Genomic DNA, 17,646 nt, shown 5'->3' with positions numbered 1-17,646 from the left:
ATTTAATATTTAAAATCAATTATCATGAGTACACAAAAATTCGCAACAAATGCATTGCACGCAGGACACGACGTTACTAAAAACGCAGGAACAAGAGCTGTCCCAATTTATCAAACCACTTCGTATGTGTTTAACAATTCAGATCATGCTGCCAATCTTTTTGGTCTTGCCGAAGCTGGATTTATTTACACAAGGTTGAATAACCCAACCAATGACATTCTCGAGCAACGTTTAGCCAAGCTTGAAGGCGGAATCGGTGCTGTGGTGACTGCTTCGGGAACTTCCGCAATTGCCACAACACTTTTGGTTTTACTAAAAGCTGGTGATCACATTGTAGCTTCCAACAGTTTGTATGGCGGAACATACAATTTGCTAAAGGTAACTTTACCAAGATTAGGTATTACAACAACTTTTGTTGACCCTTCAAATCCTGAAAATTTTACAAAAGCTGCGCAAGAAAATACGCGTGCATTCTTTGCAGAAAGTTTAGGAAATCCAAAATTAGACGTATTGGATTTGAAGGCTATTTCCAAAGAAGCTAAAGCTTTCAAAGTGCCTTTTATTGTTGATAATACTGTAGCTACACCCTTTTTGCTGAACCCAATTCAATACGGAGCGGATATCGTTATTCACTCTTTAACCAAATACATAACTGGTAACGGAACTTCACTTGGCGGAGTTATCATCGATGCAGGAAACTTCGATTGGAGCAATGGGAAATTCCCAGAATTTACAGAGCCATCATCGGGATATCACGGATTAAAATACTTCGAAGCGCTTGGTGCAGCGTCATTTATAGCGAAAGTTAGAATTGAAGGATTGCGTGATTTTGGTGCCGCTTTAAGTCCGTTTAATGCTTTTCAAACCATTCAAGGATTGGAAACCTTGGAGATTAGAATTAAAAAACACAGTGAAAATGCTTTGGCTTTAGCCCAATGGTTGCAAACGCAAGAAGAAGTCGCTTGGGTAAATTATCCAGGTTTAGCAACTTCAAAATACAAAGCATTAGCCGATGAATATTTGCCTGAAGGAAAAAGTGGCATTGTTACTTTCGGATTAAAAGGTGGATTTGAAGCTGCCAAAAAAGTGGCTGATGGCACTAAATTATTTTCACTGTTAGCCAATATTGGCGATACAAAATCATTGATAATCCATCCTGCAAGTACAACACACCAACAATTGTCAGATGCGGAACAAGAAACTACCGGAGTTACTAAAGATTTAATTCGTTTGTCTGTTGGATTAGAGGATATTGAGGATTTGAAAGCTGATTTAAAAGCGGTTTTTGTAACACTTCCAGTAGAAAAAGTTGTATAAGTTTTGTTTGTTTTTAACTGTCTTCAATTTTGCGATTGGAGGCAGTTATTTTTAAAAAGTGCAACCAATATAAAAGCTGTAAGAGCTTAATTTTCTGAATGCCCTAATGATTTAAAAAATAAAAAAATGCTACAAAAAATAGATGTTCTTAATTTCAAATTAGAAAGTGGGAAGCACAAATCGTGTATTCCATTATGCTATCAAACTTTTGGTCAGCCTATCGGTCTTGCACCAGTGGTTGTGGTAAATCACGCCTTGACAGGGAACTCCAATGTAACGGGTGAAAAGGGTTGGTGGAACGATTTGATTGGTGAAAACAAAACAATTGACACCAATTATTTTACAGTCATAGCCTTCAATATTCCGGGAAATGGATATGATGAAAACCTTGAAAATCTGATTTCAAATTATCATGATTATACCATTAGAGATGTTGCACGAGTTTTTTGGGAAGGATTATTTTTATTGAAAATTGAAAAAGTTTTTTCGGTTATTGGAGGTAGTCTTGGAGGCGCAATCGCATGGGAAATGGCAGCGTTGCAACCTTATGAAATTGAAAATTTAATTCCAATTGCAACCGATTGGAAAGCGACCGATTGGGTTATTGCCAATGTGTTAATTCAAGATCAAATCCTTACTAATTCTAATAATCCCATTGCAGATGCGCGTTTGCATGCCATGCTTTTGTACAGAACACCACAATCCATTAATTTACGATTTCAAAGGAGTAAACAAGAAAATTTAAACTTTTTTCAAATAGAAAATTGGCTTCTCAATCACGGAATTAAACTTAAAAACCGATTTCAATTGTCATCCTATAAATTGATGAATCATCTTTTGAAAACTATCGATATTACCTATAATCGAAAAGATTTTTTGGCTTTAGCCAATGAAATCAAATCCAATATTCACATTGTGTCAGTTGATACTGATTACTTTTTCATTGCTGATGAAAATCGTAAAACGCATCAACAGTTAAAATGTATAAAAGAAAATGTGTTCTATCATGAAATTATTTCCATTCACGGTCACGATGCTTTTTTGATAGAATTTGAACAATTAGCCGCCATTTTGAATCCAATTTTTAATAAACAAAAAAACAAAAATTATGTCAACGCTTAAAATAAATATCATCCTTTTTGGGATTGGAAATGTGGGTAGTACTTTAATAAATCAAGTATTAGAAAGTCAAAAGTTCTTTCTTGAAAAAAGAAATATCGAATTGCGTTTTCCAATAATCACCAATTCTACCTTAGCTTTTTTTGAAAAAGATGGGTTAAAAAATCAATGGGAAGCAAATTTTGCTCAATCTGCCATCCCTTTTCGAATAGAAGATATTATCGAATATGTACAAGAGCAACAACTAGAAAATCTCATAGCTGTTGATGCTACAGCAAGTTCTGAAATTATCAAAAACTACATTCCGTTAATTCAAAATGGTTTCAATATCGTTGCCGCAAACAAGAAAGCAAACACACTACACAATGATTTCTATGGAGAACTTCGAAGAAATCTTAAGAAATTCGATAAATATTTTTTATATGAAACCAATGTTGGTGCCGGATTACCAGTAGTTCAAACGATTAAAGAGTTGCACTTTTCGGGAGAAAAAATCACAAAGATTAGAGGTGTTTTCTCGGGTTCGTTGAGTTATATTTTTAATCGATTTTCAAATGAAGAAACCTCTTTTTCAAAAATATTACTTGATGCAGAAAAGATTGGATTAACCGAACCTGATTCTCGCGAAGATTTATCAGGAAACGATGTGGCAAGAAAATTATTGATATTAGCACGAGAAATAGAATTGCCATTTGAATTTACAGATATTAAAATTGCAACTCTTTTGTTGCCAAATTTAAACGAAAAAACTTCAAAATCGGAATATGCGATTAGTAAATCATTGTTTGACAAGCCATTTCAAATTGCTAAAATAACACAAGCCGATAATCATGTATTGCGCTACATTGGTGAGTTGGATGTACAATCAAAACAACTAGAGGTTAAACTAGTTTCTGAACCAAAAAGCTCTCCAATAGGACAACTCAAAGGTGCTGATAATCTCATAGAAATTTATACCAAATCGTATGGTGAAATTCCAATTGTTATTCAAGGCGCAGGTGCAGGAAAAGAAGTTACGTCTCGAGGTGTTTTAACCGATATTTTGAAAATAGCCGAACAACTAAAAATAATAGAAACCGTTTGGCAATAAATGCAAACCTGCAACTTTAAAACGTTGTAGGTTTTTATTTTTTGAAAACCCTTGCAAATCCCAAATCTATGTCATTACTTTGCACCGTTCATAAACTTATTGTTCGTTATCACGAAAGCTGGAGGGATTAGACCCGATGAAAGCTTAGCAACCCTTTGCCAAAAGAAGGTGCTACATTCTATCTTTATGCTGAATTCATTTCAGTGTCTGTTAAATCAGAAGTAGAGAACAGATAACCCGAGAATTCCTCTCCCTTTCACGATAACATATAATTTAATTACAGCAACTAGTAAGTTGTCACTATTTATATGTCAAAAATTCAAGAAGCTATAAAAAATCGAATTCTCGTGCTCGACGGAGCGATGGGAACGATGTTACAACGCAATAATTTTTCGGAAGAAGATTTTCGTGGAGAGCGTTTTAAAGATTTTCCACATCCGTTAAAAGGAAACAACGATTTGCTTTCGATCACACAACCCGAAGCGGTAAAACAAGTGCACCGACTTTATTTTGAAGCTGGTGCAGACATTGTAGAAACCAATACTTTCTCAGGAACAACCATAGGAATGGCTGACTATCATTTGGAAGATTTAGTCTATGAATTGAATTATCAATCGGCTAAAATTGCAAGAGAAGTTGCCGATGAATTCACCGATAAACCACGTTTTGTAGCGGGTTCCATTGGGCCAACAAATCGAACAGCGTCCATGTCACCTGATGTAAACGATCCAGGATTTCGTGCGGTAACTTTCGACGATTTACGAATTGCCTACAAACAACAAGTCGAAGCTTTAATCGATGGCGGTTGTGATGTTTTATTGGTAGAAACTATTTTTGATACTTTAAACGCAAAAGCTGCACTTTTTGCTATCGAAGAAGTAAAAGAAGAACGCAATATTGATATTCCAGTAATGGTTTCGGGAACTATTACCGATGCTTCTGGGAGAACACTTTCTGGGCAAACGGTGGAAGCTTTTTTGATTTCCATTTCACACATTCCCTTGTTGAGTATTGGATTTAATTGTGCACTTGGTGCTGACCAATTAAAACCGTATTTAAGCCGATTAGCCATGAATACACAACTCAATATTTCAGCACATCCAAATGCTGGTTTGCCAAATGCTTTTGGTCAATACGATCAAACTCCAGCGGAAATGCAGGCATTAATCAAAGAATATTTACAAGATAATTTAGTCAACATTATTGGTGGTTGTTGTGGCACAACGCCTGAACATATTAAAGCTATTGCTGATGTGGCTAAGGATTTCAAACCAAGACAAATTTTAGAAACGATATAATGGCGGAAGCAACAAAAAAGTATTTAAAACTTTCGGGATTAGAACCTTTAGTGGTAACTCCTGAAACTAATTTTATAAACGTTGGTGAACGAACTAACGTTACAGGTTCGCGTAAATTCCTTCGATTAATCAATGAGGAGAAATATGACGAAGCACTTTCTGTAGCGCGTGACCAAGTAGAAGGTGGCGCACAAATTATCGACGTCAACATGGACGAAGGAATGTTGGATGGTGTTTATGCGATGACCAAATTCCTAAATTTAATTGCTGCAGAACCCGATATTGCTCGTGTTCCGGTGATGATTGATAGTTCCAAATGGGAAATTATTGAAGCTGGATTGAAAGTCATTCAAGGGAAAGGCGTTGTAAATTCCATTTCTTTAAAAGAAGGTGAAGCAGCTTTCATTCATCACGCCAAGTTAATTAAAAGATATGGCGCGGCAGTAATCGTTATGGCATTTGATGAAAATGGTCAGGCCGATAATTATGAAAGACGCATCGAAATTTGCAAAAGAAGTTATGATATTTTGGTGAATGAAGTACATTTTCCAGCCGAAGACATCATTTTTGACCCCAATATTTTTCCGGTAGCAACTGGAATGGAAGAGCACAAGTTAAACGCTTTAGATTTCTTCAGAGCAACCAAATGGATTAGAGAAAATCTCCCTTATGCAGGCGTTTCTGGTGGCGTGAGCAACGTTTCTTTTTCATTTCGTGGAAACGATAAAGTGCGCGAAGCCATGCATTCGGCATTTCTTTATCATGCCATTCAAAACGGAATGACCATGGGAATTGTAAATCCGGAAATGCTGGAGATTTATGATGAAATTGACAAAACATTATTAGAACACGTTGAAGATGTGTTGTTGAATAGAAGAGAAGATGCCACGGAACGATTATTGGATTTGGCCGAAAGTTATAAAGGCGATTTCAAAGCTAATGAAAAAGAAATAGCTGCTTGGCGAAATGACTCTGTTCAAGAAAGATTGACACATTCGTTAGTAAAAGGAATTGACGAATTCATTGAAATAGATGTTGAAGAAGCAAGAGCAACATCGGAAAAAGCCATTGATGTTATCGAAATCAATTTGATGGCAGGAATGAATGTAGTTGGTGATTTATTCGGAAGCGGAAAAATGTTTTTGCCTCAAGTAGTAAAATCGGCACGAGTAATGAAAAAAGCGGTTGCATATCTTTTACCATTTATTGAAGCGCAAAAAGATGGAAAATCATCGTCGGCTGGAAAAGTATTGATGGCTACAGTGAAAGGTGATGTGCATGATATTGGGAAAAATATAGTGGCGGTAGTTTTGGGTTGCAACAATTTTGAAATCATAGATTTAGGTGTAATGGTTCCACCAGAAAAAATCATTCAAGCCGCCATTGAACATAATGTTGATATTATCGGATTGAGCGGATTGATTACACCTTCGCTTGATGAAATGGTTTATTTGGCCAAAGAATTAGACAAACTCAACATCAAAATTCCAATTATGATTGGTGGTGCAACAACTTCGCGAGCGCATACGGCTGTGAAAATTGCACCTGAATATAAGGAAACAGTTGTTCACGTAAACGATGCTTCGCGCGCGGTAACCGTGGCGAGTAATTTATTGCAAGCCGAAACTAAAGAAGAGTATTCTAAAACAGTTCGAGCCGAATATGACAAACTTCGAGAAGGTTATTTGAGCAGAAGTCGCGATAAAAATTACTTGTCCATTGAAGATGCTCGTAAAAACAAATTGCAATTGGATTGGGATAATTTCAATCCTGTAAAACCGAATTTTATTGGGTCTAAAACTATTGAAGTCGAATTGTCTGAACTTGTAGATTTTATTGATTGGACACCATTTTTTAGCTCATGGGAATTGTATGGAAAATATCCAGCCATTTTGACCGATGAGGTTGTTGGTGAACAAGCAACCCATTTATTTGCAGATGCAAAAGAAATGTTGCAAAAAATTGTTTCCGAAAAGTGGTTAACCGCTAAAGGTATTCTCGGCATTTTTCCAGCAAATACTATCAATGACGATGATATTGAAGTTCAACTTCCAGCTTCCAACTTTCAGTTGTTAACTTTAAGACAACAATCTCAAAAAACGGCTGGAGCACCAAACATTGCATTGTCTGATTTTGTTGCTCCAAAAGGCATCGGAAAACAAGATTACATAGGATGTTTTTGTGTTACAACTGGATTTGGCGTAGATGAAAAAGCTGCCGAATTTGAGAAACAATTAGACGATTATAATTCTATTTTGGTAAAAGCACTTGGCGATAGATTGGCTGAAGCTTTTGCTGAATATTTGCATTTAAAAGTGCGAAAGGAAATTTGGGGTTATGCTTCAAATGAAAATTTATCAAATCAAGATTTGATTGCTGAAGAGTACAAAGGCATTCGTCCTGCACCAGGTTATCCTGCATGTCCAGACCATTTAGAGAAACCAACGATTTGGAAAATATTGAATGTAGAACAAGAAATAGGAGTGAAACTTACCGAAAGTATGGCGATGTGGCCAGCATCATCGGTTTCGGGATATTATTTTGCCAATCCAGAAAGCAAGTATTTTGGTTTAGGAAAAATAAAAGAAGACCAAGTAGTAGATTACGCAAAAAGAAGAGGCATTTCAACAGAAGTTGCCAACAAATGGCTTGCGCCGAATATAGCAGATTAAATCCCAAATCCTAATTCGTAAATCCTAAATAAAAAAATGAAAGTAACACAACATATAGAAAACGCCAACGGAAAACCATTATTTTCTTTTGAGATATTACCGCCTTTGAAAGGACAAAATATTCAATCCATATTTGATAGTATCGATCCTTTGATGGAGTTTCAACCTCCGTTTATTGATGTGACCTATCATCGTGAAGAATATGAATTTAAAGAATTACCAAGCGGACTTTTACAAAAAAAAGTAGTTAAAAAACGTCCTGGAACAGTAGGTATTTGTGCCGGAATTCAAAATAAATATTCGGTTGATGCGATTCCTCATATTCTTTGTGGAGGTTTTACAAAGGAAGACACTGAAAATCTTTTAATCGATTTGGACTTTCTTGGGATAGACAATGTTGTAGCATTGCGTGGTGATGCGTTGAAAAACGAAACCTATTTTAAACCAGAGAAAGACGGTAATGAATATGCCACAGATTTGGTTTTACAAATTAACAATTTGAATAACGGAATTTACCTTGACGAAGATTTGCAAAATTCTGCGTGTACTAATTTTTGTATTGGAGTTTCGGGATATCCCGAGAAACATATGGAAGCGCCAAGTTTGGATAGCGATATTCATTTCTTAAAACAAAAAATAAAAAACGGTGCCGATTATATTATTACTCAAATGTTTTTTGACAATAAAAAATTCTTTGATTTTGTAGATAAATGCAGAGCTGCAGGAATTACAGTGCCCATTATTCCTGGACTAAAACCTATTGCCACTAAAAAGCAGTTGAATTTAATTCCACATCGATTTTCATTAGAATTACCCGATGATTTGATAATGGCAGTAGTAAAAGCAAAAGACAATGATGCAGTAAAACAAATAGGAATTGATTGGTGTGTAGCCCAAAGTAAGGAATTAGTCGCTGCCGGAATTCCAGTCTTGCATTATTATTCAATGGGAAAAGCAGAGAATATTAAGGCGATTGCGAAGGAAGTTTTTTAAAATTAAATTCCAAATTATATTCTGTTATATTTGTCACATAAATTTTCATAATGAGGAAGCTTTACCTTCTTTTTTTACTTTTTTCCATTTCGCTTTTTAGCCAAAAAACAAATCCTTTTGCCGTGGAAGCTTCCTTATTAAGAGGAAATACTTTACCACATAGCGAAGATATGTACCACTTAGTTAATGGTCATCCTAGTGGTTTGCTGCTGACTGTACTTAAAAGAACATCGGGTTCTAAAGAGTGGCATCAGGCCTATAATTATCCTGATTATGGAGGTTATTTTTTGTATCAAGATTTTAATAGTCAACCATTAGGTCAAAATTATTCTGTTGGAGCGCTTTATAATTTTTATTTTTGGAATAGAAATCTGCAATTCCAACTCGCACAAGGTATTGCCTACACGACTAATCCTTATGATAAAGTAGACAATAGTAAAAACAAAGCTTTCGGGTCTCGTTTGATGGGAAATACAAATATTGGCCTTGCCTATGATAAGCAGAATTTATTTGAAAATTTTGGGGTTCATGCTGGTATTTTGTTTACGCATTATTCAAACGGTAGAGTAAAATCTCCTAATAGTGGAATCAATACTTATGTGCTCAACCTTGGAGTGAATTATAATTTCGATAAAAATTTTGTTCGTCAACCCGATACTACTCAAACTAAAAAATCATACAAAGAACCTATTCGATATAATTTTGTTTTGCGAACAGGAATTAACGAAAGTCCAATTATCAATAGCGGTCAGTTTCCTTTTTATCATATTGGTTTTTATGCTGATAAACGCTTGAATAGAAAATCTGCATTGCAGTTGGGAACAGAATTGTTTTTAACCAAATCAATTGAGGAATACATTAAATATTATGCTGTTGCTTATCCGGAAGATGGATTAAGCGCTGATACTGATTATAAAAGAATTGGGATTTTTGTTGGACATGAATTACTGATTAACAAAATTTCACTCGAAGTGCAAATAGGATATTATGCTTATCAGCCCTATAAAAAGGATATTCCGATTTATGATAGAGTAGGAATAAAATATTATTTTACAGATAAAATTTTTGGTGGATTTACCATTAAAACACATATGTTTTTAGCTGAAGCTTTGGAGTTTGGAATTGGATATAGAATATAAAAGTAGGGTTATGAAGCGATTTTTCTTGTTGATAGTTTTGTTAGGTATATTTAATGCTTGTGAAAAACCAAGCGATTGTATAGAAAGTTCGGGTGCCACAATCACCAAGGATGTTGTTGTTGAGCCTTTCAAAAAAATAAAAGTTTACCGTGGTATTGAAGTCGTAATCACACAAGGAACAGAATATAAGGTTCAAATTGTTGCTGGGGAAAATTTTATTAGTAATGTGGAAGTTACCCAAAATGGTGATCAACTTATTTTTAAAGATGAGACAAGTTGCAATTGGGTTCGTGATTATGGTACGACAAAAATTTTGGTCACTACACCAACACTAGAAGAAGTTTATTCTAAAACCGAAAGAAATATCAGTTCAAATGGTGTGCTGACTTTTCCATACATAAGTTTTATCGCCATGGATAAAGATGGTGATGGAGAAAGTGGTGCTGGCACAGGAGATTTTATTTTAAATGTGCAAAATGAATATTTGAACATAGCCAATAATAATGTGTCGCGTTATTATATCACGGGTCAAACCAATACAGCTAATTTTAATTTTTATTATGGAGATGGAAGAATTGAAGCTGAGAATTTTACCGCTCAAAATATCTTAGTATATCATCGTGGTTCGAATGATATGATAGTGAAACCTATTCAAAGCATCAAAGGAATAATGAATAGCACTGGAAATATTATCCTAAAAAATGTACCGCCAATTGTGGACGTTCAACAATTATATCAAGGAAGAGTAATTTATCCTTAACGACTACTTCTTCGTTTTTTCTCTAAAGATTTGTTCGAGATTTTTGTTCTTTTGATTGAGTTGTAATGTTCGTAAACCATTATCATGAGCAAAATCAAAAACTGTTGGTCTCATGTCTTTCTCAGACAAAAAGGTTAATTCCCAAGTATTTTCATGATTGTTTTTATAGGATTTCAAATGTGGAATACAAGCAATCGCTTCTTCTGAAACTTTATCATCAAATTCCACTTCTATAATTTGTTCTTTGTTAGCCGAAAATAAATTATCTAATTTTTTATCGGTTACAATCTTTCCATTATCAATAATGATGACGCGGTCGCAAATGGCTTCCACTTCTTGCATAATGTGTGTAGAAAGGAAAACCGTTTTGTCTTTACCTACATTCTTGATTACATTTCTGATTTCTACTAATTGATTTGGATCTAAACCGGTAGTTGGTTCGTCCAATATCAACACATCAGGATTGTGTAAAAGTGCTGTAGCTAGTCCAACTCTTTGTCGATATCCTTTCGATAGTTGCCCAATTTTCTTATGACTTTCGGGAGTTAAACCTGTCAACTGAATTACCTCTTCAATTCTAGATTTTGCCACTTTATACACATCAGCATTGAATTCTAAATATTCTCTAACATACAAATCAAGATACAACGGATTGTGTTCAGGTAAGTAACCTACTGATTGTTGTACTTTCAGTTGGGCTTCGTTCACATCATTTCCATTAACGCTTGCTGTTCCTTCATCAGCGTTGATAAAGGTGGTCAAAATTTTCATTAAAGTCGATTTTCCTGCACCATTTGGACCAAGAAAACCAACGATTTCTCCTTTCTTAATCGAAAAAGAAACATTGTCTAATGCTTTTTGAGCACCGTAACTTTTGGAAATATTTTGAACTTCTATGGACATAGCAAATGATTTGAAGCAAAGGTAACAATTAATCGAAGAATTCTAAAAAATTGATTTTAGTAGCAACTTAAAATTATTGTAGTAAATTTTTATTTTTATTTTGTTAAATCTAAACTTTTATTTTTACTTTAGCCGAATAGTAAAATGCAATGAGAACATATAACACTTTTTTTAACTATTTCTTTTATTTCTTCTTCGGACAGAAAAAGGGATTAGTATTGTGTTATGTAAAAAGATAAAAAGTAAACAAACAATAATATAAATCCCGATGAAAATCGGGATTTTTTTTTGACTAAAATTTAAACCATTAACGTCATTAAGAAAGTTAAGATTGAAATAGAGTAAGAAACTGCAAAACATAAAGCATAATCTTAATGAAACTTAATTTTTCTTAATGGTTAAAAAATATAAAATGAAAGAAAAAATAGCTATACAAGGAATCAAAGGTTCGTTTCACCATCAAGTGGCGTTGGAATATTTTCATGAAGAGGTAATTGTAGATGAATGTTTGTCGTTTGAAGCATTAACAGATAGTTTACTGACCAATCAATCACAACTAGCAGTTATGGCAATTGAGAATTCGATTGCAGGTTCAATCATTCCAAATTACGCATTGATTGACAAGAATAATTTACATATTATCGGCGAATATTATTTAGATATTGTCCAAAATTTAATGGTTTTGAAAGGACAAAGACTGGAAGCGATTCAAGAAGTTCATTCCCATCCAATGGCGTTATTACAATGCATGGATTTTTTGAAAAAACAATCCAATATAAAGTTGGTGGAAGACAAAGACACAGCCGAAACCGCTCGCAGAATTCACCAAAATCAAATCAAAGGAATAGCGGCTATAGGAAGTAAAGTAGCAGCCAAAATGTATGATTTAGAAATTATTGCTCCAGAAATTCAGACGGTAAACAATAATATGACACGTTTTTTTATCGTTAGTAAAAACGAAAACAATGTTCCTAAAGAAGAAATTAATAAAGCTTCCTTGAAATTTGTTCTGGAAGATACACCGGGAAGTTTAGCCACCGTTTTGAATGTAATGACCAACTGCAAATTGAATTTAACTAAAATCCAATCTATGCCTATAATTGAAACACCATTTCAGTACTCGTTTTTTGTGGATGTTGTTTTTGAAAAGTATAAACATTATGAAAAAGCGGCAAAGGTTTTAGAAATAATGACCAATCATTTCAAAGTTTTGGGCGAATATAAAAACGGGAAAAAATAAACACATAGATACATAGAAAGCAATATTTGAAAAAGATTTTATAGAAACTTTGTTTCACATAGCTATGAAAACTCAAGTCAAGCGAAGCGTCTTTATTAGAAAATGAAATCTATGTTTCTATGTGGTTAAAAAAATAAAAGAATGATAACAACAGCAAAAAGATTAGAAACCGTACAGGAATATTACTTCTCCAGAAAATTGAGAGAAGTGCGCCAACTGATTTCAGAAGGAAAACCAATTATCAGCATGGGAATTGGAAGCCCAGATTTAGCGCCACATATTTCGGTTATTGAAGCCATGCAAAAAGCTCTATTTGATGACAAAGCGCACGAATATCAAAGCTATCAAGGTTTACCTGAATTGCGAAAAGGTATGGCCGATTTTTATAAAACCCATTTCAATGTTACTCTAGATTTCAACACCGAAATTTTACCATTAATGGGCTCTAAAGAAGGAATTATGCATATTTCATTAGCTTTTTTAAATGAAGGCGATGAAGTTTTAATTCCAAATCCAGGTTATCCAACCTATGCTTCGGTAACCGAATTGGTACAGGCAAAAGTGGTTTTTTATGATTTGGTTGCCGAAAATAATTGGCTTCCTGATTTTGAAAAATTAGAGCAAACCGATTTGTCCAAAGTAAAACTAATGTGGGTTTCGTATCCACACATGCCAACAGGTGCTAATGGAACTTTGGAACTGTTTGAAAAGTTGATTGCATTCGGGAAAAAACATCAAATCCTGATTGTGAATGACAATCCCTATAGTTTTGTATTGAATAAAAATCCAATTTCTATTTTGCAAATAGAAGGAGCAAAAGATATAGCATTAGAATTGAATTCTTTATCCAAAACCTACAATATGGCAGGTTGGCGAGTAGGAATGGTTTCGGGCAATAAAACCTTAATAGATTCGGTTTTGAAAGTGAAAAGCAACATGGATAGTGGCATGTTTTATGGCATTCAAAAAGGAGCTATCGCTGCCTTAAAACTTGAAAAAGACTGGTTTGAAAAACAAAATGAAGTATACACAAAAAGACGCAATTTAGTCTTTAAGTTGGCCGAAAAACTGGGCTGTACTTTTAACAAAAACAGCGTTGGATTATTTGTTTGGGCAAAACTTCCAGAAGGCATTTTGGCAGAAGCATTTATTGATAAAGTATTATTGGAAAAGCATATATTTATTACGCCAGGAACTATTTTTGGCAGTAATGGCGAAGGTTATATTCGGTTTTCATTATGTGTGAAAGAAGAGGAAATTCAAGAAGCAATTAAAAGATTTGAATAAAATTTCAATTATAAGGTAAAAAATTATGAAAGTATTTGTGATTGGAATAGGATTAATTGGCGGTTCAATGGCATTGGACATCAAAACGCATTATGAAAACGCAACAATTTTTGGGATTGATGCTAATGAAAATCATTTGGATGAAGCCATTAAACTGGGGATTATTGACCAAAAGGCAACAATGACTGATGTAATTAACGCAGATTTAGTAATTGTTTCCGTGCCTGTTGATATTGCTTTAGTAATTTTGCCAGCAGTTTTGGACGCAATTGGTGAAAATACGTTAGTTTTTGATGTAGGTTCAACTAAATTACCCATTTGCGAAGCGATTACAAATCACCCTAAAAGACGACAGTTCATAGCATCACATCCTATTGCAGGAACCGAATTTTCTGGACCTTCAGCAGCTATAAAAGGGTTGTTTCAAGACAAGACTAATATTATTTGTGAAGTCGAAAAAACTACTTTTAAATTGCAGGAAATCGGGATGAAAGTATTTAAAAAACTAGGCATGCGCATTCGCTATATGGATCCAAAATCGCATGACAAACATATTGCCTACGTGTCGCATTTGTCACACATTAGTTCGTTTATGTTAGGAAAAACCGTGGTAGAAAAAGAGAAAGATGAGCGCGATATTTTTGACATGGCAGGTTCAGGATTTGAAAGTACCGTTCGATTAGCCAAAAGTTCGCCAGCTATGTGGACACCAATTTTTAAACAAAACAAAAAACATGTCGTTAAAAGTTTAGAAGAATACATTTTGAATTTAACTAAGTTTAAAAATTTATTGGAAAACGAAAATTACGAAGCCGTTTTCAACGAAATGCAAAATACGAACAGAATAAAAGAAATATTAAAATAAATTGTTATCAGTTGTCTGTTTTCGGTTTTATAACTGACAACACACAACTGACAACCGACAACAAAAGAAAATGGAAAACAACAAAGAAAACAGAAAATGGTTAAACGATTTCAATTTAAATCATCCGCTAGTAATAGCTGGACCATGTAGTGCAGAAACAGAAGAGCAAGTATTAAAAATTGCACACGAATTAAAAGATTCAAAAGTTTCTGTTTTTAGAGCAGGAATTTGGAAACCACGAACACGACCTGGAGGTTTTGAAGGTGTTGGCGCAATAGGTTTAAAATGGTTGCAAAAAGCCAAAGCCGAAACAGGATTGCTAATGGCAACCGAAGTAGCAACAGCTGCTCATGTAAAATTAGCTTTAGAGCACGATATTGATGTGTTGTGGATAGGAGCAAGAACCACTGTAAATCCGTTTGCAGTTCAAGAAATTGCCGATGCGTTGCAAAATACCGACAAAATTGTTTTGGTAAAAAACCCAGTAAATCCCGATTTAGCTTTGTGGATTGGTGGTGTAGAACGCTTGTATAATGCAGGAATTAAAAAATTGGGAGTTATTCATAGAGGATTTTCTACCTATGAAAAAACAAAATTCAGAAACAATCCTGAATGGCAAATTGCGATTGATTTTCAAAACAAGTTTCCAAACATTCCTCTAATTATTGATCCATCCCACATTACAGGAAATCGCGAGATGATTTTTCAAGTAACGCAAGAAGCCTTGGATTTGAATTATGATGGAATGATAATTGAAACCCATATCGATCCAGATAATGCTTGGAGTGACGCCGCACAACAAGTTACACCAACAAAATTGAAGGAAATCATTTTTGATTTAACCATCAGAAAAGAAACGGATGAAGCTGATGATTACAACAATAAAATGACAAAATTGAGATCCAATATTGATGTTTTAGATGCTAATTTATTGGAACTATTAGGCAAAAGAATGAAAGTTGCTGACAAAATTGGCGCCTTGAAAAAAGAAAAAAACGTTGCCGTGTTACAAAATAAACGTTGGAACGAAATCTTAGGCAAAATGATTCTCGATGGCGAAGAAAAAGGATTGAGTGAAGAGTTTGTTTTGAAATTATTCAAAGCTATCCATCAAGAAAGTATAGCGCACCAAGAGAAAATAATTAACGGATAAATACTTTCCCTACAATAATCAAAGACCTAAGGCATTCCCTTAGGTTTTTTTTGTATCATTGCGCAACAATAAAAATAACCCTTTAACATTATCCCACACAAAATGAAAAAAAACCTAATTGGTTTTTTCTTTTTTATTTTAAGCTGTACCAATTTGAGTGCACAAAATAAAATTGAAAAAATGAGTATGACTTATGGCGAAGAATTGCCAGATGACAAACAAAAAATTGTCAAAATTATTGGCGAGGTCAATAATAAAATTTATGCCCTAGCCTTTAAAGAAAAGGAAGATTATTTCTTAAAGATTTTTGAGGCAAAATCAATGAAGATGATTTCTTCAAACTTGATTGTAATTCCACAAGTGAGTGACAGAGAAGTTGATTTTGAAGAGGTTTTTTTATTAAATGATAAGTTGTATGCCGTTGGTAGTGTTTATAATAAAAAAGACAAAACATTCAACTTGGTGGGAACTGAAATATCTGATAAAGGGGTTTTAAGTAAAAATACAATCATATTATTCAACTCTCAAGTTGCCAAAAAATCTGAAAAAGGAGCATTTTACTTCAAACAATCTCCTGATGGCGGTGCTTTGTTAGTGATGCACACTTCTCATTTTCCAAAAGAAGATGCGGTGAAATATGAAGTAAAATTAGTAGATGATAAATTGACCACTTTATTTTCTAGCGAAGAAAAAGTAGTTTTTGATGACAACAAAAAAGATTTTGAATTCACCATAGCCGATTTTGAATTGAATTTTCAAGATGATGTGTTTTTGGTAATTAACGAAAGCTATAGAGATTCAAAGAAGAAAGAGAAAATCGAAAATTTCAAAATCCACGCTTTCAAAAAAGCTAATAATTATCAAAAAGAAGTTGTTGATATCAACATAAAAGGAAAAGAAATCATTAATTGCAAGATGATGTCAACTAATAAAAACACACTTCAATTGGTTGGTTTTTACTCTAGCGTTCGTGAAAATGGAAAAGCAAATAAAGACTTAAAAGGAGTTTACAATGCTACTATAAATTTAGCAACTAATAAAAACGATAACTTAAAATTCAATGAGTTTGACTATGAAACCAAAGTTAAACTACTAGGAGAAAGAAGAGCCAAAAAAGGGAAAGATGTAAAACCATTATACAATATCACAACCATTATTGAAAAAAATGATGGTGGATTGATTGTACTTTCTGAATTACAATTTGTATATGTTGGTGCTAGTTCAGGAATTGGACCATTAGCTTTCACTCCGGTAACTTATACTAAAAATGAAATCATTGTCACTTGTTTAAAACCTGATGGTTCATTGGATTGGAGTAACGTTTTGCCAAAAGAACAATCAGCGGTTGTCACTACTATGTCATTTGTATTTGGAATGGGTTCCAGCAATGGTAGTTTTGCAGTTGGTGGCGCTATAGCAATACCTTTGGCACAAATGGGTAAAGGACCAGAATATTTGGGTGCTATTCCAATTTATAAAAACGGCGTATTAAACATTGTTTTCAATGATAATATTAAAAACAAAGGAATAACGGATATTGAAGAAATAAAAGCTTTAGGGAATTATAATAATGCTGTTCCTACACTTTTTATATTTGACGATAAAGGAAAAATAACCAGAAAAGATCCTGAAGAAGTTATCAAAAATGAACTGGTAATTCGACCAGGAATTTATTTTAGAAAAAGTGAAAATGAGTTAATCATATATTCCTCCAGAAAGAAATTAGACAAACTCGGAAGATTATTATTGGAAGACTAAAATTTAAAAAGGTTGTGAAATTTTCACAACCTTTTTTATTTAATATTAGCTC

The 17,646-nt window shown here is 34.0% G+C and carries 14 protein-coding genes and 1 riboswitch; of the genes, 13 read left to right on the top strand and 1 reads right to left on the bottom strand.

What is annotated here, in order from left to right; all coding sequences use genetic code 11:
- Positions 1-24: 24 nt before the first annotated feature.
- The 8 genes from ACSVH2_RS00270 (at position 25) to ACSVH2_RS00235 (ending at position 10,388) form a co-directional block, all read left to right on the top strand.
- Positions 25-1,317, top strand: a complete 1,293-nt coding sequence (locus ACSVH2_RS00270) for an O-acetylhomoserine aminocarboxypropyltransferase/cysteine synthase family protein (protein ID WP_438091156.1) — start codon at positions 25-27, stop codon at positions 1,315-1,317.
- Positions 1,318-1,443: 126 nt separating this feature from the next.
- A complete protein-coding gene (locus tag ACSVH2_RS00265; RefSeq protein WP_438091155.1) occupies positions 1,444-2,439 on the top strand; it encodes an alpha/beta fold hydrolase in 996 nt (331 codons plus the stop codon).
- On the top strand, positions 2,426-3,526 hold the full coding sequence (locus tag ACSVH2_RS00260) for an aspartate kinase (RefSeq protein WP_438091154.1): 1,101 nt from the start codon (positions 2,426-2,428) through the stop codon (positions 3,524-3,526). The genes ACSVH2_RS00265 and ACSVH2_RS00260 overlap by 14 nt, the downstream gene beginning before the upstream one ends.
- 103 nt (positions 3,527-3,629) lie before the next feature.
- Positions 3,630-3,719, top strand: a riboswitch (SAM riboswitch).
- A 115-nt stretch (positions 3,720-3,834) separates the two neighbouring features.
- A complete protein-coding gene (locus ACSVH2_RS00255; protein WP_438091153.1) occupies positions 3,835-4,824 on the top strand; it encodes a homocysteine S-methyltransferase family protein in 990 nt (329 codons plus the stop codon).
- The gene (metH, locus tag ACSVH2_RS00250) at positions 4,824-7,496 is read left to right on the top strand and encodes a methionine synthase (protein WP_438091152.1); all 2,673 of its coding nucleotides are present in this window, start codon (positions 4,824-4,826) and stop codon (positions 7,494-7,496) included. The genes ACSVH2_RS00255 and metH overlap by 1 nt, the downstream gene beginning before the upstream one ends.
- Before the next feature lie 36 nt (positions 7,497-7,532).
- Positions 7,533-8,489 (top strand): methylenetetrahydrofolate reductase [NAD(P)H], encoded by a 957-nt coding sequence (metF, locus tag ACSVH2_RS00245; RefSeq protein ID WP_438091151.1) that lies wholly within the window; start codon positions 7,533-7,535, stop codon positions 8,487-8,489.
- 50 nt (positions 8,490-8,539) lie between these two features.
- A complete protein-coding gene (locus ACSVH2_RS00240) occupies positions 8,540-9,628 on the top strand; it encodes an acyloxyacyl hydrolase (RefSeq protein ID WP_438091150.1) in 1,089 nt (362 codons plus the stop codon).
- Between the two features lie 10 nt (positions 9,629-9,638).
- Complete coding sequence (locus ACSVH2_RS00235) at positions 9,639-10,388, top strand: head GIN domain-containing protein (RefSeq protein WP_438091149.1); 750 nt, start codon at positions 9,639-9,641, stop codon at positions 10,386-10,388.
- Between the two features lie 3 nt (positions 10,389-10,391).
- On the opposite strand, the gene gldA is transcribed toward ACSVH2_RS00235, so the two are convergent.
- Positions 10,392-11,291: a gliding motility-associated ABC transporter ATP-binding subunit GldA gene (gene gldA / locus ACSVH2_RS00230; protein ID WP_438091148.1), complete on the bottom strand. Its 900-nt coding sequence runs from the start codon at positions 11,289-11,291 to the stop codon at positions 10,392-10,394.
- A 412-nt stretch (positions 11,292-11,703) separates the two neighbouring features.
- On the opposite strand from gldA, the gene ACSVH2_RS00225 reads away from it, so the two are divergent.
- The 5 genes from ACSVH2_RS00225 to ACSVH2_RS00205 all read left to right on the top strand — a co-directional run bounded on the left by ACSVH2_RS00225 (position 11,704) and on the right by ACSVH2_RS00205 (position 17,594).
- On the top strand, positions 11,704-12,531 hold the full coding sequence (locus ACSVH2_RS00225; protein ID WP_438091147.1) for a prephenate dehydratase: 828 nt from the start codon (positions 11,704-11,706) through the stop codon (positions 12,529-12,531).
- A 141-nt stretch (positions 12,532-12,672) separates the two neighbouring features.
- Positions 12,673-13,818, top strand: a complete 1,146-nt coding sequence (locus tag ACSVH2_RS00220) for a pyridoxal phosphate-dependent aminotransferase (protein WP_438091146.1) — start codon at positions 12,673-12,675, stop codon at positions 13,816-13,818.
- Positions 13,819-13,843: 25 nt separating this feature from the next.
- Positions 13,844-14,683, top strand: a complete 840-nt coding sequence (locus tag ACSVH2_RS00215; RefSeq protein ID WP_438091145.1) for a prephenate dehydrogenase — start codon at positions 13,844-13,846, stop codon at positions 14,681-14,683.
- Between the two features lie 70 nt (positions 14,684-14,753).
- The gene (locus ACSVH2_RS00210) at positions 14,754-15,836 is read left to right on the top strand and encodes a chorismate mutase (RefSeq protein WP_438091144.1); all 1,083 of its coding nucleotides are present in this window, start codon (positions 14,754-14,756) and stop codon (positions 15,834-15,836) included.
- A 102-nt stretch (positions 15,837-15,938) separates the two neighbouring features.
- A complete protein-coding gene (locus ACSVH2_RS00205; RefSeq protein ID WP_438091143.1) occupies positions 15,939-17,594 on the top strand; it encodes a hypothetical protein in 1,656 nt (551 codons plus the stop codon).
- The last annotated feature ends 52 nt before the right edge of the window (positions 17,595-17,646 follow it).

This window comes from Flavobacterium sp. RSB2_4_14 (assembly GCF_051547085.1).
GTDB lineage: Bacteria > Bacteroidota > Bacteroidia > Flavobacteriales > Flavobacteriaceae > Flavobacterium.
The sequence above is the reverse complement of the archived record's forward strand: the minus strand, read 5'-3'. Positions and strand labels throughout refer to the sequence as shown.

Bases quoted from the DNA above. Each gene is read 5' to 3' on its own strand.
- ACSVH2_RS00270 (WP_438091156.1), top strand. From the start codon at position 25: ATGAGTACACAAAAATTCGCAACAAATGCATTGCACGCAGGACACGAC.
- ACSVH2_RS00265 (WP_438091155.1), top strand. From the start codon at position 1,444: ATGCTACAAAAAATAGATGTTCTTAATTTCAAATTAGAAAGTGGGAAG.
- ACSVH2_RS00260 (WP_438091154.1), top strand. From the start codon at position 2,426: ATGTCAACGCTTAAAATAAATATCATCCTTTTTGGGATTGGAAATGTG.
- ACSVH2_RS00255 (WP_438091153.1), top strand. From the start codon at position 3,835: ATGTCAAAAATTCAAGAAGCTATAAAAAATCGAATTCTCGTGCTCGAC.
- metH (WP_438091152.1), top strand. From the start codon at position 4,824: ATGGCGGAAGCAACAAAAAAGTATTTAAAACTTTCGGGATTAGAACCT.
- metF (WP_438091151.1), top strand. From the start codon at position 7,533: ATGAAAGTAACACAACATATAGAAAACGCCAACGGAAAACCATTATTT.
- ACSVH2_RS00240 (WP_438091150.1), top strand. From the start codon at position 8,540: ATGAGGAAGCTTTACCTTCTTTTTTTACTTTTTTCCATTTCGCTTTTT.
- ACSVH2_RS00235 (WP_438091149.1), top strand. From the start codon at position 9,639: ATGAAGCGATTTTTCTTGTTGATAGTTTTGTTAGGTATATTTAATGCT.
- gldA (WP_438091148.1), bottom strand. From the start codon at position 11,291: ATGTCCATAGAAGTTCAAAATATTTCCAAAAGTTACGGTGCTCAAAAA.
- ACSVH2_RS00225 (WP_438091147.1), top strand. From the start codon at position 11,704: ATGAAAGAAAAAATAGCTATACAAGGAATCAAAGGTTCGTTTCACCAT.
- ACSVH2_RS00220 (WP_438091146.1), top strand. From the start codon at position 12,673: ATGATAACAACAGCAAAAAGATTAGAAACCGTACAGGAATATTACTTC.
- ACSVH2_RS00215 (WP_438091145.1), top strand. From the start codon at position 13,844: ATGAAAGTATTTGTGATTGGAATAGGATTAATTGGCGGTTCAATGGCA.
- ACSVH2_RS00210 (WP_438091144.1), top strand. From the start codon at position 14,754: ATGGAAAACAACAAAGAAAACAGAAAATGGTTAAACGATTTCAATTTA.
- ACSVH2_RS00205 (WP_438091143.1), top strand. From the start codon at position 15,939: ATGAAAAAAAACCTAATTGGTTTTTTCTTTTTTATTTTAAGCTGTACC.